21 protein-coding genes are annotated in these 19,350 nt (G+C 35.2%); 2 read left to right on the plus strand and 19 right to left on the minus strand.

The features are described from left to right. Positions 1–71 precede the first annotated feature (71 nt). The 3 genes from DCO46_RS01755 to DCO46_RS01765 are packed head-to-tail and all read right to left on the minus strand — an operon-like array spanning position 72 to position 3,900. Positions 72–2,276, minus strand: a complete 2,205-nt coding sequence (locus DCO46_RS01755) for a xanthine dehydrogenase family protein molybdopterin-binding subunit (protein WP_116750879.1) — start codon at positions 2,274–2,276, stop codon at positions 72–74. 8 nt (positions 2,277–2,284) lie between these two features. Further along, positions 2,285–3,265 carry an FAD binding domain-containing protein gene (locus DCO46_RS01760; protein ID WP_116750880.1) on the minus strand — a complete coding sequence of 327 codons (981 nt, stop codon included), beginning with the start codon at positions 3,263–3,265 and terminating at the stop codon, positions 2,285–2,287. After that, positions 3,262–3,900, minus strand: a complete 639-nt coding sequence (locus tag DCO46_RS01765) for a (2Fe-2S)-binding protein (RefSeq protein WP_116750881.1) — start codon at positions 3,898–3,900, stop codon at positions 3,262–3,264. The genes DCO46_RS01760 and DCO46_RS01765 overlap by 4 nt, the downstream gene beginning before the upstream one ends. A 236-nt stretch (positions 3,901–4,136) precedes the next feature. Between DCO46_RS01765 and DCO46_RS01770 the strand changes: the two genes are divergently transcribed. After that, on the plus strand, positions 4,137–5,273 hold the full coding sequence (locus DCO46_RS01770) for a cysteine desulfurase family protein (protein WP_116750882.1): 1,137 nt from the start codon (positions 4,137–4,139) through the stop codon (positions 5,271–5,273). Here the strand turns inward: DCO46_RS01770 and DCO46_RS01775 are convergent. The 3 genes from DCO46_RS01775 to DCO46_RS01785 are packed head-to-tail and all read right to left on the minus strand — an operon-like array spanning position 5,270 to position 7,510. Then, positions 5,270–5,860: an NTP transferase domain-containing protein gene (locus DCO46_RS01775; RefSeq protein WP_116750883.1), complete on the minus strand. Its 591-nt coding sequence runs from the start codon at positions 5,858–5,860 to the stop codon at positions 5,270–5,272. The genes DCO46_RS01770 and DCO46_RS01775 overlap by 4 nt on opposite strands. After that, positions 5,857–6,978, minus strand: a complete 1,122-nt coding sequence (locus DCO46_RS01780; protein ID WP_116750884.1) for an XdhC family protein — start codon at positions 6,976–6,978, stop codon at positions 5,857–5,859. Before DCO46_RS01780 ends, DCO46_RS01775 begins: the two co-directional genes overlap by 4 nt. Before the next feature lie 46 nt (positions 6,979–7,024). Then, entirely contained in the window at positions 7,025–7,510 is a 486-nt protein-coding gene (locus tag DCO46_RS01785) for a copper resistance protein NlpE N-terminal domain-containing protein (protein WP_116750885.1), read from the minus strand. Between the two features lie 234 nt (positions 7,511–7,744). Between DCO46_RS01785 and DCO46_RS01790 the strand changes: the two genes are divergently transcribed. Beyond that, entirely contained in the window at positions 7,745–8,077 is a 333-nt protein-coding gene (locus DCO46_RS01790) for a YegP family protein (RefSeq protein WP_116750886.1), read from the plus strand. A 54-nt stretch (positions 8,078–8,131) separates the two neighbouring features. On the opposite strand, the gene DCO46_RS01795 is transcribed toward DCO46_RS01790, so the two are convergent. The 13 genes from DCO46_RS01795 to DCO46_RS01855 form a co-directional block, all read right to left on the minus strand. Continuing rightward, positions 8,132–8,518: a helix-turn-helix transcriptional regulator gene (locus DCO46_RS01795; RefSeq protein ID WP_116750887.1), complete on the minus strand. Its 387-nt coding sequence runs from the start codon at positions 8,516–8,518 to the stop codon at positions 8,132–8,134. A 219-nt stretch (positions 8,519–8,737) separates the two neighbouring features. Continuing rightward, positions 8,738–9,151, minus strand: coding sequence for a hypothetical protein (locus DCO46_RS01800; protein ID WP_116750888.1), 414 nt, complete (start codon positions 9,149–9,151; stop codon positions 8,738–8,740). Positions 9,152–9,575: 424 nt separating this feature from the next. After that, on the minus strand, positions 9,576–9,791 hold the full coding sequence (locus DCO46_RS01805; RefSeq protein WP_116750889.1) for a hypothetical protein: 216 nt from the start codon (positions 9,789–9,791) through the stop codon (positions 9,576–9,578). Between the two features lie 33 nt (positions 9,792–9,824). Then, positions 9,825–10,142 carry a DUF3817 domain-containing protein gene (locus DCO46_RS01810; RefSeq protein WP_116750890.1) on the minus strand — a complete coding sequence of 106 codons (318 nt, stop codon included), beginning with the start codon at positions 10,140–10,142 and terminating at the stop codon, positions 9,825–9,827. Positions 10,143–10,144: 2 nt separating this feature from the next. After that, positions 10,145–10,603, minus strand: a complete 459-nt coding sequence (locus DCO46_RS01815; RefSeq protein WP_116750891.1) for a hypothetical protein — start codon at positions 10,601–10,603, stop codon at positions 10,145–10,147. Positions 10,604–10,668: 65 nt separating this feature from the next. Continuing rightward, the gene (locus DCO46_RS01820; RefSeq protein WP_116750892.1) at positions 10,669–11,265 is read right to left on the minus strand and encodes a TetR/AcrR family transcriptional regulator; all 597 of its coding nucleotides are present in this window, start codon (positions 11,263–11,265) and stop codon (positions 10,669–10,671) included. 103 nt (positions 11,266–11,368) lie between these two features. Beyond that, positions 11,369–12,562, minus strand: a complete 1,194-nt coding sequence (locus DCO46_RS01825; RefSeq protein ID WP_116750893.1) for a hypothetical protein — start codon at positions 12,560–12,562, stop codon at positions 11,369–11,371. A 126-nt stretch (positions 12,563–12,688) separates the two neighbouring features. Further along, the gene (locus tag DCO46_RS01830) at positions 12,689–13,594 is read right to left on the minus strand and encodes a carbohydrate kinase family protein (RefSeq protein ID WP_116750903.1); all 906 of its coding nucleotides are present in this window, start codon (positions 13,592–13,594) and stop codon (positions 12,689–12,691) included. A 130-nt stretch (positions 13,595–13,724) separates the two neighbouring features. Next, complete coding sequence (locus DCO46_RS01835; RefSeq protein WP_116750894.1) at positions 13,725–14,312, minus strand: lactate utilization protein C; 588 nt, start codon at positions 14,310–14,312, stop codon at positions 13,725–13,727. After that, positions 14,302–15,705 carry a lactate utilization protein B gene (locus tag DCO46_RS01840; protein ID WP_116750895.1) on the minus strand — a complete coding sequence of 468 codons (1,404 nt, stop codon included), beginning with the start codon at positions 15,703–15,705 and terminating at the stop codon, positions 14,302–14,304. The genes DCO46_RS01835 and DCO46_RS01840 overlap by 11 nt, the downstream gene beginning before the upstream one ends. A 32-nt stretch (positions 15,706–15,737) precedes the next feature. After that, positions 15,738–16,478, minus strand: a complete 741-nt coding sequence (locus DCO46_RS01845; protein WP_116750896.1) for a (Fe-S)-binding protein — start codon at positions 16,476–16,478, stop codon at positions 15,738–15,740. A 1-nt stretch (position 16,479) separates the two neighbouring features. Then, positions 16,480–17,841, minus strand: coding sequence for an FGGY-family carbohydrate kinase (locus tag DCO46_RS01850; RefSeq protein WP_116750897.1), 1,362 nt, complete (start codon positions 17,839–17,841; stop codon positions 16,480–16,482). Positions 17,842–17,851: 10 nt separating this feature from the next. Continuing rightward, positions 17,852–19,126 carry a TIM barrel protein gene (locus DCO46_RS01855; protein ID WP_116750898.1) on the minus strand — a complete coding sequence of 425 codons (1,275 nt, stop codon included), beginning with the start codon at positions 19,124–19,126 and terminating at the stop codon, positions 17,852–17,854. Between the last annotated feature and the right edge of the window lie 224 nt (positions 19,127–19,350).

Raw genomic sequence — 19,350 nt, forward strand, 5'->3', positions numbered from 1 at the left:
TTTTAATATTACAAGTCAAAAAAAACGCCTGATAAATATCAGACGTTTTTTATATTGATAGAATTAAAACTTTAAACTTTCGGAATTTCTATAATTTTATCCAATGTAATCGGCAAATCTCTTACACGTTTTCCTGTTGCATTAAAAACTGCATTGGCAATTGCCGGTGCCATACCTACCAAAGCTGTTTCACCAAGCCCTTTAGTTCCCATAGGATTACTGATTGGATCTTTTTTATTTACAAAAAATACTTCCTGCTTTTCAATATCGGCATTTACAGGAACATGATAATCGGCAAAATTATTATTGATCGGACGTCCAAACCGATGATCGATTTCCAGCGCTTCCATCAATCCCATTCCGATTCCGCCAACCGCTCCTCCGTACATTTGTCCGGCAGAAGTTTTTTGGCTGATTACTGTTCCGATATCAGCGCATGAAACCACATGGGCAAGTCTGATTTTTCCAATATTTGGGTTTACCAATACTTTTACAAAATGTACTGAATAGGAATAGATAGAGTATTTCTTTGCTTCCTCGCTTCCCTTTGATTCTTTTTCTGCTGTTAATTCTTCTAATTTATTAGCTCCAAGCAATGAAACTACAGAAATTGTTTTGGAACTGTCTTTTTTAGAAGTTACAAAACCATTTGCTAAGGCAAGATCATCAGCTGTTGTATTTTTAAATGCAGGATTTTCAGCCGCAAGTCCAAGTGCTTTACTTACCAATAAGTTACAGGCATCATGAACAGCAGAACCTACTGATGAAGTCGTTGCCGATCCGCCTTGGGTTGGTCCTTTTGGGAGTCCGCTTTTACCCATTTCAATTACTACATTTTCTACAGGCAAACCAGTAATTTCAGCTCCAATTGCGGTCATCATAGTAGCCGTTCCCGGTCCCATATCGTTGACACTGCACTGAAGAACCAAATTTCCGTCAGCTAAAAATTTTGCTTTTACTGAAGTTGTGTTTCTATACGATCCGAAAGTTCCGGTTCCCATTCCGTAACCCACAAGCCATTCGCCTTCACGGACGCTTCCCGGTGTATTTTTACGGTTTTTCCAGCCGATTTTTTCCATTCCGGCTTCATAACAATCGACAAGGAATTTACTACTCCAGGGCTTGTTTTGTTCCAGATCTTTATCGGCGTGATTTAGTTTTCGAAACTCAATCGGATCCATATTTAATTTATAGGCCAATTCATCCATTGCACTTTCTAGTGCAAAAGAACCTGTAGCTTCTCCTGGTCCGCGCATCCAGATAGGTGTACAGGTATCAACGGGAACAATACGATATCGGGTAGTCACATTTTCGCAATTGTATAGGAAACGCGACATGTTAACTGTGCCTTCCATAAAATCTTCATACGAAGAAGTCTGCGCTACGGCTTCATGCGTTAATCCCAGCATTTTTCCATCTTTTGTAGCTCCCATCCCAATCTTCTGAATGGTAAAAGGGCGATGTCCTACGTTGGTAAACATTTGCTCACGATGCAGCACTAGTTTTACAGGTTTTCCGAGTTTTTTTGCTCCAATAAGCGCTGCAATTTCATACGGCCAGGTATGCAATCCCATACCAAAAGCGCCTCCAAGATATTCTGAATTTACAGAAACATCCGTTGGCGGGATTCCAAATACAATTCCAACACTTTTTCTTGTTCCTTCCACACCCTGACTTTTGGTGTAAAGCGTCGGTTTATCTCCATCCCATTTAGCAATGATATTAGCGAGTTCCATCGGATTATGAACTTCTGTCGGAATGGTATATTCTTCTTCTAAAACTACTGCTGCATTTTTATACCCGTCCTCAGTACCTCTGTTATAATCATCACCTTTACCGGTTTCGACTTTTCTTTCTTTGTCTTTTGCTTTATTAAGATCTGTTATATGTTCTTCTTTGATGTAATCTGCCTTTATTAAACTTGCTGCATATTGCATACGCTCAAACGTATCTGCAATTACAAGCGCAATAGGCTGATCATAATAAAGTATTGTATCGTCTTTAAAAATCTGCAGCGGCTGTCCAAAATTATGCGGATTTTTGGCTTCTTTATAGCCAGCCGGTTTATCTACATTTAAGTGTGTAATTACGCTTAGAACTCCCGGAGCCCATTCTGCTTTCTTGGTATCGATGCTTTTAATTCTTCCTTTGGCAATCGTACTTCCTACCAGACACGCATACACAACACCTGGAGTTTTATATTCTGCAGAATATGTTGCAGTTCCGGTTACTTTTGCAAATCCATCTACTCTGTTTATGTTACTTGTTTTACTCATAATTCAAATTATTTAGAGGCTGCTATAGTAAGTGCTTCGGTAATTGCGTTTGGCCCTAATGTTAGTTTAAAATCATTTTCACCATAACTTTTTGCTCCTTTCATGGCTAAATCTGCTGCATGTCTGAAAGTTTCTGCAGAAACTGTTTTGCCTTTAAGGTATTCTTCTGTTTCTGTAAGCCTCCATGGTTTGTGGGCTACGCCACCCATGGCTAATCTTGCGTCATTTATAACATTATTTTTTATATCAAGACCAACGGCTACAGATATTAAGGCAAATGCATAACTGCTGCGGTCGCGTACTTTTAAATAATGAACGTATTTTTTGAAGTTATTATCCGGAATTTCGACAGAAGTTATAATTTCTTTGTTGTCTAAATTGTTGTCTTTTTCTGGTGTATTTCCGGGAAGTCGATGAAAATCAGCAAATTTTATTTCTCTTTTCCCTTTTGGCCCCTCAACCAATACTTTCGCATCAAGTGCTGCAAGTGCTATGCACATATCGCTGGGATGAACCGCAATACAACTGTCTGAAGCTCCAAAAATAGCATGCATTCTGTTTGCTCCTCCAATTGCACCGCAACCGCTTTTAGGTTTTCTTTTGTTACAGGGCATATCGGTGTTGTAAAAATAAGAACAACGGGTTCGCTGTAGCATATTTCCACCAACGGTAGCCATATGCCTGATTTGTTGTGATGCCCCGGCAGCTAATGCCAAAGCCAGTAAAGGATAATTCTCTTTAATTGATTTATCTTCTGCAACCTGACTGTTTTTTGCCAATGCCCCAATAGAAACTTTTCCGCTTAGAAATTCTATTTTCTTTAAGTCCAGTCCGTTGATATCGATAAGTTTGTCGGGTTCAGTTACTCCTTTTTTCATTAAATCGACAAGGTTTGTACCTCCCGCTATAAACATCGCTGAACTTTCTTTAGCAATACTCGAAACGGCTGAACCTGATGATAATGCTTTTATTATTTGAAAATTTTTCATGACAGTATCCCTCCTTTCTTAACTTCTGTAATGGCATCTACTATATTATGATAAGCTCCACATCTGCAGATATTTCCGCTCATGTATTCGCTGATTTCTTCTCTGCTGTTGGCGTGACCTTCTTTGATGCAGGCTATTCCGGACATGATTTGTCCCGGCGTACAATATCCGCACTGAAAACCATCATTTTTGATGAAAGCTTCCTGCATAGGGTGAAGTTTTTTTCCTTTTGAAAGCCCTTCGATTGTAGTCACCTGGGCATTTTGCTGCATGGAAGCAAGTGATAAGCAAGACAATATCCGGGTGCCGTTTACATGAACCGTACATGCTCCGCACTGACCGTGATCACATCCTTTTTTGGTTCCTGTTAATTGTAACTGCTCTCTTAATAAGTCTAAAAGTGTTGTTCTTGGCTCTACATTCAGATTGTGTTTTTTGCCGTTAACTTCTATGGCAAGCGGAACTGTTTCCAGATATTCTGCTATTTTTTCATCCCATTTATTTTCAGAAGCCATCACAAGGGAAGGCGGAGACAATGCTAGAGCGGTAAGCAATCCTGACTTTTTTATAAAGTCTCGTCGCGACGTATTTGACTGATTGTCAACTTCGTTTGTATTGTTTTTTTTAGAAGCCATGAATACAGTTTTTAGGAATTATCAATATTGTCAATGGTAATCCTAACAAATTTAACAATACTATACGACAAATTGTTACAAAACTTACACAGAATCAATTTAAATAAGGGCTTCAATTTCAGGTGTCAATGCAAAATTTATTAAAACTGATTATCCTTTTTTGATTTATCATTTTTGATATTGCTATAGTTATTGTCATTTTTTAAAATTGTATTTTTACATATTAAGCTTAAAAGATGCCTGATCAAAAAATAATTTATCTTGATAATAACGCTACTACCCGTCCTGATGAGCGTGTAATAAATGCAATGCTGCCTTATTTTACTGATTATTATGCCAATGCCAATAGTGCACATCTCGCGGGACTTTCTGTAAATGAAGCGGTGGAACTTGCAGCATGGCATACAGCCGGTTTAATTGGTGCAGAAGAAAAAGAAATTATCTTTACTTCCGGAGCAAGCGAATCTATAAACCTGGCAATCAAAGGACATGCCAGTCAGAACCGCAAACATATTGTTACTGTTGCTACAGAACATAAAGCTGTTTTGGATACGTGTTTGTATATGGAGAGCATTGGCTTTGAAGTTTCGTATCTTCCTGTAAATTCAGAGGGATTATTAAATCTGGATTTATTAAATAAAACAATCACGGATGAAACCCTTATGGTCATTGTGATGATGGTCAATAATGAAACGGGAGTAATTCAGGATTGTAAAGAAATCGGCAATATCGCACATTCAAAAAATGTTCTTTTTATGTGTGATGCTACTCAGGCAGCGGGGAAAATCCCTGTAGATGTAAAAGATTTAAATATTGATTTGCTGGCTTTTTCGGCACATAAATTTTATGGACCTAAAGGTATTGGCGCCTTGTATATTTCATCAAAAGCAAAAATAAAACTGACTCCGCAAATACACGGTGGCGGACAGCAACGAAAATTACGCAGCGGAACTTTGAATGTTCCCGGAATTATTGGTTTTGGAAAAGCATGCGAAATCGCCCTTATAGAGATGAAAACCGACGAGGAAAGAATTAAGAGATTACGAAATCATCTTGAGGAAAACTTATTGAAAATAGAAGGGTCATTTGTAAATGGGAATTCTCAAAAAAGAATTTACAATACTTCGAATATTTGTTTTCCCGGAGTAAATGCCCAAAGATTAATTATCGCTTTACAGAATATTTCTGTTTCTGACGGTTCTGCCTGTTCATCTGTAACTACCGAACCTTCACATGTTCTAAAAGCTTTAGGGTTATCAAATGAAAATGCATTGAGTTCTGTTCGGTTCAGTTTAGGAAGATTTACCACTTTTGAAGAAATTGAAGATACAATTTTAAGAGTAACTACACTTATAAATGAATTACGATTTTAATTAATCAGATTATTGTAATCTTCGACTGTATCAATGTCTATAGCTCCGTTGTCAAATAAAACTGAAGTAGTATCTTCTGCAAATTGAGTTATTATTTTTTTAGCTCCCTCCTGTCCTTTTAACTCAAATAATCCATCAAAATATTTTTTATCAAATAATACCGGCGTACCCAGTGTTTGTGAATACGATGAAGCAATTATTCCTTTTTTGGTTTTAAAATATTCTTTTAGTAAATCTTCAAATACAGCACCTGAAAGATAAGGCTGATCGCAAACTGTAAAAATACATTTTTGTATATCCGGATGCAAAGTCAAAAGTTTTTTGAGACCTGCATTAATCGAAGTTGACATTCCATTTTCCCAATCCGGATTATAACAAATAATTACTGATTCGGTATAAAGTTCTTTCTGAATTAATTCGTGGTTCGCTCCCGTTACAACAATGATAATTGAATTTGGCACAGCAGAAGCTGCTGCAATTGTATTTTCTAAAAGAGTTTTGTTTTTATAACGCAATAATTGTTTGGGTTCTCCTAATCTGGAAGAATTCCCGGCCGCTAAAATAATTATTGCTGTCAATTCACTCATCTTTCAGTACTTAAAGTATGTATTTTTTCTTTTTTGTATTTTAAGGAATTTCCATTTGCTGCACTCATTACAGCTTTAATTTCGGCAACAATTGCTAATGCGATTTCCTCCGATGTTTCTGAACCGATATCAAGTCCAACCGGACCATGAATACTTTTTAGCTGTTCTCCATTCGGAATAACACCTTCATGGCTAAGTTCGTCCAGCATTCTGTTTAATTTGGTTTTTGGTCCCAATATTCCGATGTAATTACAGTTTCGTTGCAAAAGTTGTTTTAATACCTCTAAATCATATTTGTAATTATGCGTCATTAGCGTAAAATAGGTTTGCGAATCGATAGCGATTTTTTCTGCTAATTGTTCCGGATTTACAACCAGTATTTCTTTGGCTTCCGGAAAACGTTTTTTTGTAGCATGAGTGGCACGCCCTTCTGCAACGATAATTTCCCAGCCCAGAATGGATGCCATTTTTGCAAGTGGCTGGACATCATTTCCTGCTCCAACAATTACAAGCAAAACAGGCGGACTTATATATTCCATAAGTACCTCGTTCTCAGAATCGTCTTTTAGTTTTGTTATAATTGTAGCGGTATTATGCAGCGTTTTTTCTACTTCATTTAAAATTTCCAATGCAAGAGGATTACTGTACAGAGGTTCAGCGTTTTCCCGGTAAAATAAAATAGTCCCAATTTGTGGTGCCATTTTTTTTAAGGAAAAAACGGTTGTAACAACTGCTTCTTTACGTTCTGTCTTTAATTCTTTTAAAAGACAAATCGGATTATTTGGTTCATCATCATTGATGTATTCAAACAGTATATGTACAATTCCATTACAGCCTAATTGCAGTCCAATCTCAGAATCATCTTCGTTGCTGGTATTGTAGGTTATAAGTTTATTTTGCTTCTGATTTATAGAAAGAAGTGCTTTCTTCAGTGCATCACCTTCAAGGCAGCCTCCGCTGATTGCACCCGTCAGCATACCATCTTCTGTAACAAGCATCCTGGCACCGGGCTGGCGATAAGAAGATCCTTCCACTTTAACAACAGTTGCCAAAGCTGTTTTCTTTCCTTCTGTTTTTGCTTCTGAATAAGCTTGTAGAATTTCGTTTATTTCCTTCATTGTAATTATGTACTCTAACAAAAATAAACGATTTTTTACTCAAATTCTATTTCCTGAGCACTAAAGAATAATTCAATTGTGATTTAATAATTTGCCTTTTATTATTCAGCAAATAAATTTTATCGGGATTTGTGCTGTAGTAACCGTAATAGATTTGCTCTGTTTCCGGTTTATTCCAATTCAAAATATAAATGGTTCCGTCGGGATCATCCTCTAAACCTCTTTCGAGATTATAAGTTCCTTTTTCAACCACTTTCGCTTTAGGCCCTTTCCCTTTATAGATACTGACCAATTCAAAAATATGGCTTTCCATTGTACCATCTCCCTGATGTATTTTCAGTGTAGTTTTAATTCCTGAACAATCTGCACAGGGCAATGTGCCTTCAAATACAGAAACCTGATGCAAACTGTTACTATCTTCCAGAATGTCAGACTCAGTACTTCTTAACGGAGAGAGTAATTCATTATCATTTTTTGCAGAATTGCAGGATAATAAATGTACCATAACTAACAGTAAAAGTATTTTTTTCATAACATCTTTTTTTAAACAAATATAAAGAATATTCTTATTTTATTAAATTATACTATTATCAAATTCAAACAGTAAATAGTATTCTGACCATTGTAGAACAAATCAAACTTAATGCCAATACTATATTATGTTTTTATGATGCAGCTGTTTTATTTTGACCGGAATATAAATTGTATGACTAAGTTTTGTATTTTTATTTCTGCGAACTAAACAGCAACCTTAAACCAAAATTATATGGGAAAATTTGTAATTAATCAAAGAACTAATGGTGAATTTCAATTCAATTTAAAAGCCGGAAATGGTCAGACCATCTTAAGCAGCGAAGGTTATTCTTCAAAATCTGCCTGTAACAACGGTATTGAATCTGTAAAAACCAATTCACAGGATGACAGCAGATATGAAAAAAAGGAATCAAAAAACGGAAAATATCATTTTAACCTAAAAGCAGGCAACGGTCAGATTATTGGCTCAAGCGAGATGTACGAAAGCGCAGCCGGAAGGGACAATGGTATTGAATCAGTAAAAACAAATGCTCCTGACGCTACAATTGACGATCAGACAGCATAATTTATAAAATAAATGAAACTAAAAAACGAGGCTGTAAACCTCGTTTTTTTGCTTTCAAATCGGACCAAATTTCTTTTTATACCTGTTTAGTTCTTCTTCTGTTTTGTTTAATAGTTTTTCAAGGAGCATAATTTTATCCTCATAAAGTTCCTTTAAAGCGGCACTGTTGTCTGAATTAATCATTATACTGCCGTTATTATTTCCTTTTACTTTATTAAAACTATTAAAATATCGCTGACTGTCAAAACTAAGAATGTCTTCTACGCTGACTTCTAAAATGCGGGCAATTTCAACTAATTTTACAAACGAAAGAACCGTTTTTCCTTTTTCAATTTTACTATAACCCGCCTGGGTTACTCCTAGTTGATCTGCCATATATTCCTGAGTATAATTTTTTAACTCTCTAATGCTTTTAATTTTGTTTTTTATTGAAGTGGGCATAAGCTTGATTTGGGGAGTATTGTACAGCTAAAACAGTTCGCTGAATTTGCTTACTGCACTGTACCTTTAATACATGATTATGATACCACTTGTAGTAGGGGTTTGGTGAAGTGGTATTTTTTTATTTTTTTTTTGTGGTAATAATAAAACCGTATACTATAGCAACGACAATAAAAGCTACGTCGTAACCAAAAATTTCGTTTGATAACATGGCTATTTTTAAGTATTAGAGTTTTGTAGTTGTAAATTCCGGTCAAATTCTAAGTCCAGATACCGGTCAATTTGTTTGCCTATGGCAGGCCGGTCAAGGGTTTTAATTTTGATCCGTATTTCATTTTGGTAGACATCTTTTACGATCACATAATATTCAGAATCGATATTTCCGTGAAATCTGTAGATGATAATAAAGGTATAACATAACAAAGTGGGGACGATATAATACAATTCCATTACATCGGAGAAAACCATACAATAATAAGCAATGGCAGTAATGGTTATAAATAAACCATTTTCAATAAGATAAGACTTCTTCTTTTTGAGTAATCCCAGCTCGACAATTTCATTAAAACTGTATTGCCAGCGTTTTGATCCATAGTGAAACTGCACCTGATCATGAGTAATAGTAAAGAACATAATAATTTAGTAGTTATATAATTGAGTGTTTATCCGGGGGCGTTTGACAAAGTGTGAAATCAAAACGGTTAACATTCTTACAAAAGGCATCCAATTACGTTGGTTTTGACCAAAACTTTGTATTCGCAATATTACGCATAATCCTGTTTTTTTTCTTACAAAGCATCTTATAGAATATAACTACGAGTTGTAATTAAATCCAAAACATCAATTTTTACTTATTCTTTTAATACCGATATAGCGATTTTCCTTATATATCTTTTTCATGGCAAAAAATCATTTTTTATGGATATTGAGAGGCGAAAGCTAATCAAAAAAACAGATATAATCATAATTAAAGACAGTTTAAAGAAAAACTTAACATACAAAAAAGCGGCTGATTCCGTAACAGAATCAGCCGCTTTAAACTTTTGGCAATTTATTATTATTCTTCTAAAATTTCACACGCAAAACCCAAATTCATAATTTCGTTTTGGATTGTTACAATCTGCATAATTTCTACATCATCAGCACGCAGGATCTTATCACAGTCTTCGAGATCAAAAATAAAAGAAGCATTAGGGAATATCTTTTTAAGTATTTTTAAAATCCTGTCGGATTGTCTTTTTGAATTAACATTGGTTTTGAAAATCTCAATCATGACTTTACAAATTAATAAGTTTATTAAATCCGGTTAGGTGTTCTCAGTTTTTATTTTACTCAAAATTTTATGATCGATGTAAAAAGTTCCAAACGGGATAATACAAGCTAAAAGAACTTTCCATGTGGTGGTTTTAAATTTCCAGTTTTGCTCTACTCCTACACTCAAAGCATTGAATATAAAAAGCAAAAACAGTGCGCCGTGAACAGGACCGAGTATCTTGGTTCCTGATGGATTGTCAAAAATATATTTTAGCGGAACTGCTATAAAAATCAAAATCAATAGTGAAATACCTTCCAGAAGTCCAAGAATTCTTAATCGTCCGATGTTTGTTTGAAAAAAATGTATCATAATTATCTAAAATAAGGTCTGTTAGCAAGAGGTGAAAATGGCCACGGAATGGCAATAAAAATAATTAGTAAAGCAATAGAAAACCAGATAAGCATGGTTTTGAACTTATCTTCATCAACCGTTTTTCGTTTGGCAGCAGCCGAACCAATTGTAATCACAATAATGGCAATAAGCATTAAAACAAAATGAATCAGCCCAAAGAAAAGTGTGTTTATATCTTTTGATGCCTGCGCGAAATTATTCCAGAAATATTTAATTATGGGACTTTGAGAATACAGCACAATTCCGACCATCAGCTGAATGTGGGCAATTGTGGCTGTCCAGTGACGAACAGAATTATCTGTTTTGGAAAAAGGAAGTTTTCTGAAATGGCCTTTATAAGCTCTTACAAGGGAATAGAATAAACTCAGAAGGACAAGCCATCTTACGATAGAATGCAAAAATAGTAGTGTTGAATACATTGTTATTTGTTTTAGAAATAATAATGCAAATATAAATAAAACATACTAAGTAGTATGTTTTTAAATTAGTTTTTCTTAAGATTATTCAAATACAAATTAAGCTCTTGTAAATAAACAACATAGAAATCATTATTTTCAGAAAGTTTACCAAAATTCCGTATTCCCCAATAGCCCGATAACACAAAAAGGGCCACTTGCTCTTCGTTTATTTCAGGTTTTATAACTCCTGACTGTTTGCCATTTTTTAGTGAAGTCTGCATAGCGTCTTTTAGTTCTGCCGTAAGTTTAGAAAGTGCTTCACTAAAATGCAGATTTACAGGCGACATTTCCTGAGTAAGGTTTCCGGCAGGGCAGCCGTATTTTTTAAGAAGAAATTCATTTTCTAACAATAAATAATGCATCATTTTATAAATGTCATTTACAGGATCTTTAGAAGCCAATAAAGGTTTTACAAAATCGTCATGCATTAGAGGATACATAATTTCGTTAATCACGGCAAGTCCCATTTCTTCCTTATTTTTAAAATGATAGAAAAAGGCACCTTTTGTCACATTTGTTGTAGCAATTATAGTGTCAATACTTGTTGCCTTATAGCCATGTGTATAGATTAATTCAAATGATTTCTGAAGGATTGAAAGTCGTGTAGAAAGTGATTTTTTCATAAAAAGATACCAGTTAGTATTCTTTGCAAAGGAATACATTTCTTTATAAAAAACAAAACGGCGCAGTAAACCACTGTGCCGTATATGATTAGAAAATAAAGTCTTATATTTTCTGAAGCTTATTTTTATTCTTGTAATTCCATAAAATATACAATAGAAATAAGATTAGCCAGACTATAAAGATTACTGCAAAATAAATTTCAATAATCGACGGATGCAGATAATTAGGTTTGTAAAACAGATTATCCAGTGTTTTTACCTTTTCTGTCAATGCTTTCCTGTCAAAAGTATTTCTTATTCTGTTTAAGATTTCATCATTATGTTCCCTGAAATAAAAAGCATCCTGGGTTAATTCTTTTGGTTTAATCTGGGTTTCGATATTATATTTTTTTAATAAAGTATCGAGTTTCTGAAACGAATAAAGCAATGAATCCTGCTTGTATTTATAAAGCAGCTGATGCCTTTTTACAGCATATTCGAATCTCTGTTGATCAACAGGAACATCATTTACAGGCACAAATAAGTTTTTATTCTGAAGAAAAATACAAATATCAGCATCATGGTACGGATCTGCTTCCCTCCCTTTGTATATGATTTCTGTACTGTCTTTTATTGTTTTTTTAGAAATGATTCTTTTAAGTAATTCCTCTTTGTCAAATGGCAAAATATCGTAAAATTCTTCTCCTTTTGATTTTAGTTTCTCAAAATAAGATGTCAAGATTTTTATAGTATCAATACTGTAATAATGATCCTCCTGTATCGAAAATTTCTCTCCGTGTATGTCGTAATTAAGAGAATCTGTTTCTCTGACAACAGGATATGGTTCCGGATATAAAATGTTTTCAGGATTAAATAATTTCTGTGAACTGTAAGAGGTATAATTATACAGGAAAGGATTTAAGACATTAAGCAAAACCTTGTCTTTATTAAAATCGGCTTCAGGCAGCTCGCTTCTAAGTTTAGCATTTAACCCGAAGCTGTAACTAATAAAAAAAGAGAAAGACAAAAATGAAATTAATAAGATAACAGCACCAACTTTAAAGAGATTGAATCCTGAATACGCCTGTTTGGAATGATTTCGAAGTAAAAAAATCAGAAAAAGAAATAAAAACATACCACTAACAAAGAAATGAGAAATGGAAACATCGTCATAAAATTTGAATCGGTAAAACTCGGTATAAATATTTATATTTTTAATGCCCTTAAACTGAAAATACCCATATACAAAATAAGATAAATGAATAAGTAAAAGAATGATAATCGATTTGACGAAGAATTGCTGTAGTTTTTTGCTCATATAAATTGTTTTAAAACGATTTTATGAAAATACGCAATTTCTTTGGTTTGGGAAAGATAACACAAAGAATAAATATTTCAGTTTTGAAAGGTCATACTGATAATTTAAGGTTTTTTCTTTTTTCTATTACAACTGTTTTTTACTCATGAAAGCTGCAATCGCAGAATCAGAAATCTGCGGGTTTGCTCCTGGCGATCCGGCTACTAATGCGCCAACCGCACAAGCATAATCAATTGATTCCTGAGGTTCTTTTCCTGTAAGCAGTGAAGTGATCAAAGCTGCTAAAAAAGAATCTCCTGCCCCTACTGTATCCGCAACTTTGACAGGGTAACCGTGATTTTCATATAATTTTCCTTTCCAGTATAATAAAGCGCCGTCTTTTCCTCTGGTTACGCAAATGGCATTTGTTTGGGTTTTTGAAGCAATAAATTCGACATTTTCCTGAATACCGGAGTGAGGTGATTTTAAAACCGAAGCAATTTCTACTATTTCTTCGTCATTAAATTTTATAAAATCAGCCGATTTCATTAATTTTTCGAGAAGCTCATAAGTATAATGAGGTTTTCTCAGATTGACATCAAAAACCTTATAAATGGTAGTTTTTAGTACTTCTTCCAGCGTTTCTCCCGACACCTTATCTCTGCAAACCAAACTTCCGTAAATAAGTACATCAGCCTCTTTAATCAATGATTTTGCGTGGTCATTCAATATAATTTTGTCCCATGCCGCCGGGTATTGTATTTCATAACTTGCAAATCCGCTTTGGTCTAAAGTTACCTGCACTACTCCCGTTTTATATTCTTCCGAAATTGTAATAGCAGAAGTATCAAGACCCATGTTTTTAATGGCATTAATAATTGCTTTTCCATCTTCATCATTCCCCACACAGCTTATCATCCCTGCATCACAGCCCAGGCTTTTCATACGAAGTGCCACGTTTAAAGGGGCACCTCCAATTTTTTTTTCCTTACCAAAAACATCCCACAGTACTTCTCCGTAAGCAATTGCCTTAAGATCTTTTCCGTTTTTCATCCTTATTTTTTTATTATCCAGAAACATAAAAATAAACTTTTAATTTCTGCATACCTAAAAATTGGGATTTATATAACAAAAAAAAAGAGGCCTGTTAGGTCCTCTTTTCCTTTATAAAAAGTTTATTTATTTAGTCCATTAAAAAAACAATCAAACCTCTCGCTCCATGTGCTCCTAAAACCAAAGATTGTTCTATATCTGCCGTTTTGGATGGGCCGGCAATAAAAGTTCCGAAACCATATTCCTGATTTCCAATTTTGTCATACGCCTGATGCATCGTAGCTACAATATCTTTTTTATGAACAACAATAGCCAGATATTGAGCAATAAACGGTGCTACGCGTTGTCCTAAAAGATCATCTGTAACCCAAAGTGCACTGTTTTCTGCAACTCCAAAATGGGCTTTTACGATTGTCAATTCCACATCTTCAAGTGAATGCGGATCATCATTTTCCCAATTCAAACCGGCTATTTCAGAAAGCTCCGGAATAGTTGAAATAATACGTTTATTTAATAAATAATTGTTTTTTATAAACGCAGTTACTTCGTCATAATTGGCAACTTCCTCAAAATCTCCTCCAATACCTTTTAAAATCGTTTTATACGTTTGCAGAATATCAAAACTATCTGAACCCAAAACATTTAAATCAGGCAGTTCTGTTACAAAATCCGGTTGGTTTTGTTTTATTTTTTGTAAAATCTGTTCTTTACTGCTCATCTTTTTTCGCTTTAGCTTCTCTCGAATTCTTTTTATACCATTCTCTGAAAGATTCCTGCGGAACATCGGGCATTTCGCGTTGGTCGTACCATTTGTTCATTTTGTTGTTCACAAGGGAAGGAACATTTTTCATTACAAACCTTCCTGATTTTCCTGCCAGGTTAAAAATGGCCGGATTAGCCAAAACTGTTGCCATTGTTTTCATTGCAACTGTTTTTACTGTTGGCGTGTGACCTTCTTTTACCAAAACCTGACGCCATTTGTATAATTGATCGTGAATATCAATTTTAACCGGGCAAACATTGGTACAGGAACCACAAAGTGTACTCGCAAATGGCAAATCGGCATTTTTGCTCATGTCCAAATTGGGCGCTAAAATAGAACCAATCGGACCGGCAACGGCATTATGATAACTATGTCCGCCACTTCGTCTGTAAACCGGGCAGGTATTCATGCATGCGCCGCAACGGATACATTTTAACGAATTCCTGAAATCTTCCCTGCCTAATTGTGTACTTCTGCCATTATCTACAATTACGATATGTATTTCTTTTCCGTCTCTTGGTTTTTTAAAATGACTCGAAAAAGTAGTGATCGGCTGTCCTGTTGCGCTTCTCGCCAATAGTCGCAGAAAAACGCCCAGATGCTTTCGTTGCGGAATCAGTTTTTCAAAACCCATACACGCAATATGTACATCTGCCAGATGGGCACCCATATCGGCATTTCCTTCGTTGGTACAAACCACAAATTCTCCCGTTTCTGCAATGGCAAAATTAACTCCGGTCAAAGCAGCCCTGCGTGTCAAAAAAGTATCTCTTAAATGCAGACGTGCTGCTTCGGTCAAATATTGAGGATCATTATTTCCTTTTTCTGTTCCCAGATGCTCATGAAAAGTTTCGCTAACATCTTCTTTTTTAAGGTGAATTGCAGGCAAAACAATATGGCTAGGTGGTTCTTTTCTTAGCTGAACAATTCGTTCGCCGAGATCAGAATCAATTACATCAATTCCTTTTTGAGTTAAGTATTCATTTAAATGACATTCTTCTGTCAGCATCGATTTTGACTTCACAATCTGTTTCACATCATGTTTTGCCATAATAGAATGGACTATTTCATTATGTTCTTTTGCATCGGCCGCCCAATGTACAATTATTCCGTTTTTTTGAGCATTGGCTTCAAATTCTACTAAATAATCATGAATATTAGAGAGTACATTATTTTTGATTTGCGAAGCTGTTTCTCGCAGCAATTCCCAGTCCTGAATCTGGTGAGCCGATTTATCACGTTTTGCACGAACAAACCAAAGCGTTTCGTCATGCCAGTTTACACGTTCTGTATCTTTGTTAAAACGTGCTGCTGCTTCGCTGTGTTCTATTGTTTTTTTTGAAGACATTTTTATCAGTTAAAATGAATGTCGAAAAGTCCTTAGTTTTCGAAGGAATTTAATATTTCGGCTATATGAATCGTTTTGATATTGCTTTTCTGCCTTTTCAGGATTCCCTCGAGATGCATTAAACATGACATATCACCACCTGTTATATAATCTACATTGTGGTTTTGGTGATCTTTAATCCTGTCTTGTCCCATTTTTACGGAAACGGCTTCTTCAGTAACACAAAAAGTACCTCCAAAACCACAGCATTCGTCTTTTCGCGAAAGCGATACCAAATCCAGTCCTTTTATATTATGAAGCAATTGTTCCGGTTTAGAAAAAGCGGGTGCATTGAGTTCAGTCATTTGCGAAAGTTTTAATCCGCGTTGTCCGTGGCAGCTTTGATGCATGCCGACCCTGTACGGAAAACTTCCTTCTATATGGTCAATTTTCAACACGTCGGTAATAAACTCCGTTAGTTCAAAAACTTTTTTACGTATTTCGTCAGCCAGATCCTGTAATTTATCGTCATGCAAATGATCTTTTACATGCAGGACACAACTTCCTGAAGGGCAAACGATATAATCAAATCCCGAAAAATTACTGATAAAATTGGCATCACAGCCTTTTGTTAAATGGGCATAACCACTATTTGCCATTGGCTGTCCGCAACAAGTCTGTCCCATAGGAAAATGGACATCACAACCTAATTTCTGCAAAAGTTCATAGGTTGCAATTCCTACTTTTGGATAAAACTGATCGACATAGCACGGTATAAAAAGTCCGACTTTCATATTAATGTTTGTAAAATTTCAAATCGATTAAATCGTTCTGAATAGGTTTTAGATTCCAGTTTTCATGAATTGCCAACGCTGCGCCCAATGCGCTCGCCTGTGCCATCGATGCTGCATACACTTCTATATCCGGAAAAGCTTCGGCTAACAGGTTCATAAAAACAGCATTTTTACTGAACCCTCCATCAACAAAAATTTTCTTTACAGGACTGTTGTGAATTACTAAATTAGTTGAAAAAAACTGTTGTTCAACGATGTCCATCATTAACTGATGATACGCAATTTCGTAACTTTTAAAAGTCGAAAGATCTCTTTTCTGAAAAGGACATTCTTTAAGAATATCATATTCATATTTCTTAGGATAAATAAAAGAAAAAGTAAGTGCCCTTAAATTGGAGACTATTTTTTTATCAAAATAAACATCCTTATAAGCATCAACAGGGACATTAAAATGTTCTGCTAATCTTTTGGTCTGAATTTCATGTTCATTGCCGGAAAAAAGACGGGCTGCCTTTACAGGTTTCTCGGTATATTGCATATAGCATAAACAATCATGCTGTAATTCTTCAAAGGTTAATGTTTTATTATTGAACGGATTGAGCGAAATACTCCAGGTTCCTGTGGATAATAAAACAAAAGGTTCTGTAAAGTTGATCGTATACGGAATAATCGCAGACGAGCTGTCGTGCAAACCTGTTCCAACAGCTAAATCACCTTCTGTTTTTATGACATCTTTGCCATAATGCAATGGTGGGAGTTTGTCTTTTATCTCTTCTTTCTGAAGCCACTTATGATACTTCATCTTTTTAAAATTCCAAAGATTGGTATGGCATCCGATACTCGTAATATCAGAATAGGTTTCATTGGTTAAGAGATAACTCAGATACTGAGGAAGGTGAAGGCAATATTGGATTTTTTCAAAAAGCTCCGGTTTTTCTTCTTTAATCCTGTAAATCTGCATTCCGGAATTTAAACTTCCTAAAACCGGTGAAGCTGTTTTGACTGCAAATGCCTCTTTACCTTTATATTTTTGATAAAAATGGTTTTTTAAATCCTCCGGATACTCTTTCAGATAATTATAAAGTGGTGTCAGAACTTCACCCTTTTTATCTATATACACAAAACTAGCACCATATGTGCTGAAATTAATTGCTTTCAGCACATAGTCTGATAATTTTTTTATTTCTGATATTCGATCGAGTATCCAGTTTTTGAGGAGTTCGATATTTTCACAAGGAAAACCATCTTCATCAACAGTTTCATCAAGATTTACTGATTTCTCCCAAACAATTTTGTAATTTTCATTGAATAAAAATACCTTCTTGTTTGTTTTACCAATATCAAAAATTGCAACTACATTCATTTTGGAAATTTTATAAGCCTGTAGCCATCGTTTTTAATCCTCTTTCTCCAATCAGATTTTTTCTGACTGTAAGACTGCGGTATAATTCTACCGGATTTAATGCAGCTCCCGAACGTAAACGGGCTTCAGCAACCAAAGCACGAACGTCTGTACGGAAAGCGTTTTGCAAAATTTCCTGTGCTTTTACTACATCATTTTCATCCTGTGCAATCTCAAGTGCTTTTCTGTCTACTGAAAGTGCCTGAGCATAAGCAATCATAATCGCTTCAACAGATTGCAATAAATCTTCTAAAGGATCTTTTATGTTGTGAGAAGCATCAATCATCCAGCCTAAATCTTTGGCGTGGTTCATTCCCCTTGCATCCATTCCTTCAACTAATTCATTAAAAATCAAGAATAACTGATACGGTTTTAATGCTCCGGCAGTTAGATCATCATCTCCATATTTTGAATCATTAAAGTGGAATCCGCCTAATTTGTTTTCCATCAATAATAAAGAAACGATTTGCTCAATATTGGCATTTGGCAAATGATGCCCCAAATCTACCAAAGTTTGTGCTTTGTCACCTAATTTCTTCACGTATGAATACGATTGTCCCCAATCTGCAACAGTTGTCGAATAAAAATTCGGTTCGGCACATTTATATTCTAAAAACAATTTCCAGTTAGAAGGCAATGCATCGTAGATTTCTTCTAAACTTTCTAATGTATTTTGATACGCTTTACGGAAATTTAATTGTCCGGGAAAATTAGAACCATCGGCCAGCCAAATCGTCAAAGATTCTGATCCTAAAGCAATTCCCTGCTGAATAACTTCTATATTATGAGCAATTGCCTGCTTACGAACAGCTTTGTTTACGTTTTGTAATGAGCCATATCGATAAGAATGGTCTGCATTTGCCTGATCCTGAAAAGTATTGGAATTAACGGCATCAAACTTTAAATTATGTTGTGCAGCCAAAGCTTTTATCGCATTGTGATCTGTCGGAATATCCCACGGAATATGCAAAGAAATAGCACCCGAAGCATTATTTAAAGCATGAAGTAAACCTACATCCTCTATTTTTTCTTCTAAAGAGCGGGGTTCTCCACCTCCTGCAAAACGTCCGAATCTTGTTCCCCCGGTACCTAATGCCCATGACGGAATTGCGATTTGAAAATCAATCAGTTTTTGAATAATTGATTCTGTATCACTGATTTCAGTTGTTGTAAAAGCCAGTTTGTTTGTATGCTTTTTTAATAATTCTTCGTTATGAGATTCTATTTTATTGGATCCGATTAACATATTTTATGGTATTTTAATAGAGTTTTCAATGTATGAAAAATAACTCTTGTTTTTCTTTTATTTTTTATAATCGATTTTGTATTGTTTAAAGAATCTAACGTCCGGGTTATCGGACGTTAGATATTACAAAAAACCACTTTTGCTTAAACAAACTTAAAAAAACTAATTTTTATCTATAAAAGCCCATTGCTACCCCGCCGTCTACGTTCAGTGCATTTCCGGTC

The organism is Flavobacterium sp. HTF (genome assembly GCF_003105115.1).
GTDB lineage: Bacteria > Bacteroidota > Bacteroidia > Flavobacteriales > Flavobacteriaceae > Flavobacterium.

Excerpts from the sequence above, each read along its gene's own strand:
- DCO46_RS01755 (WP_116750879.1), bottom strand. The coding sequence starts at position 2,276 with ATGAGTAAAACAAGTAACATAAACAGAGTAGATGGATTTGCAAAAGTA.
- DCO46_RS01760 (WP_116750880.1), bottom strand. The coding sequence starts at position 3,265 with ATGAAAAATTTTCAAATAATAAAAGCATTATCATCAGGTTCAGCCGTT.
- DCO46_RS01765 (WP_116750881.1), bottom strand. The coding sequence starts at position 3,900 with ATGGCTTCTAAAAAAAACAATACAAACGAAGTTGACAATCAGTCAAAT.
- DCO46_RS01770 (WP_116750882.1), top strand. The coding sequence starts at position 4,137 with ATGCCTGATCAAAAAATAATTTATCTTGATAATAACGCTACTACCCGT.
- DCO46_RS01775 (WP_116750883.1), bottom strand. The coding sequence starts at position 5,860 with ATGAGTGAATTGACAGCAATAATTATTTTAGCGGCCGGGAATTCTTCC.
- DCO46_RS01780 (WP_116750884.1), bottom strand. The coding sequence starts at position 6,978 with ATGAAGGAAATAAACGAAATTCTACAAGCTTATTCAGAAGCAAAAACA.
- DCO46_RS01785 (WP_116750885.1), bottom strand. The coding sequence starts at position 7,510 with ATGAAAAAAATACTTTTACTGTTAGTTATGGTACATTTATTATCCTGC.
- DCO46_RS01790 (WP_116750886.1), top strand. The coding sequence starts at position 7,745 with ATGGGAAAATTTGTAATTAATCAAAGAACTAATGGTGAATTTCAATTC.
- DCO46_RS01795 (WP_116750887.1), bottom strand. The coding sequence starts at position 8,518 with ATGCCCACTTCAATAAAAAACAAAATTAAAAGCATTAGAGAGTTAAAA.
- DCO46_RS01800 (WP_116750888.1), bottom strand. The coding sequence starts at position 9,151 with ATGTTCTTTACTATTACTCATGATCAGGTGCAGTTTCACTATGGATCA.
- DCO46_RS01805 (WP_116750889.1), bottom strand. The coding sequence starts at position 9,791 with ATGATTGAGATTTTCAAAACCAATGTTAATTCAAAAAGACAATCCGAC.
- DCO46_RS01810 (WP_116750890.1), bottom strand. The coding sequence starts at position 10,142 with ATGATACATTTTTTTCAAACAAACATCGGACGATTAAGAATTCTTGGA.
- DCO46_RS01815 (WP_116750891.1), bottom strand. The coding sequence starts at position 10,603 with ATGTATTCAACACTACTATTTTTGCATTCTATCGTAAGATGGCTTGTC.
- DCO46_RS01820 (WP_116750892.1), bottom strand. The coding sequence starts at position 11,265 with ATGAAAAAATCACTTTCTACACGACTTTCAATCCTTCAGAAATCATTT.
- DCO46_RS01825 (WP_116750893.1), bottom strand. The coding sequence starts at position 12,562 with ATGAGCAAAAAACTACAGCAATTCTTCGTCAAATCGATTATCATTCTT.
- DCO46_RS01830 (WP_116750903.1), bottom strand. The coding sequence starts at position 13,594 with ATGAAAAACGGAAAAGATCTTAAGGCAATTGCTTACGGAGAAGTACTG.
- DCO46_RS01835 (WP_116750894.1), bottom strand. The coding sequence starts at position 14,312 with ATGAGCAGTAAAGAACAGATTTTACAAAAAATAAAACAAAACCAACCG.
- DCO46_RS01840 (WP_116750895.1), bottom strand. The coding sequence starts at position 15,705 with ATGTCTTCAAAAAAAACAATAGAACACAGCGAAGCAGCAGCACGTTTT.
- DCO46_RS01845 (WP_116750896.1), bottom strand. The coding sequence starts at position 16,478 with ATGAAAGTCGGACTTTTTATACCGTGCTATGTCGATCAGTTTTATCCA.
- DCO46_RS01850 (WP_116750897.1), bottom strand. The coding sequence starts at position 17,841 with ATGAATGTAGTTGCAATTTTTGATATTGGTAAAACAAACAAGAAGGTA.
- DCO46_RS01855 (WP_116750898.1), bottom strand. The coding sequence starts at position 19,126 with ATGTTAATCGGATCCAATAAAATAGAATCTCATAACGAAGAATTATTA.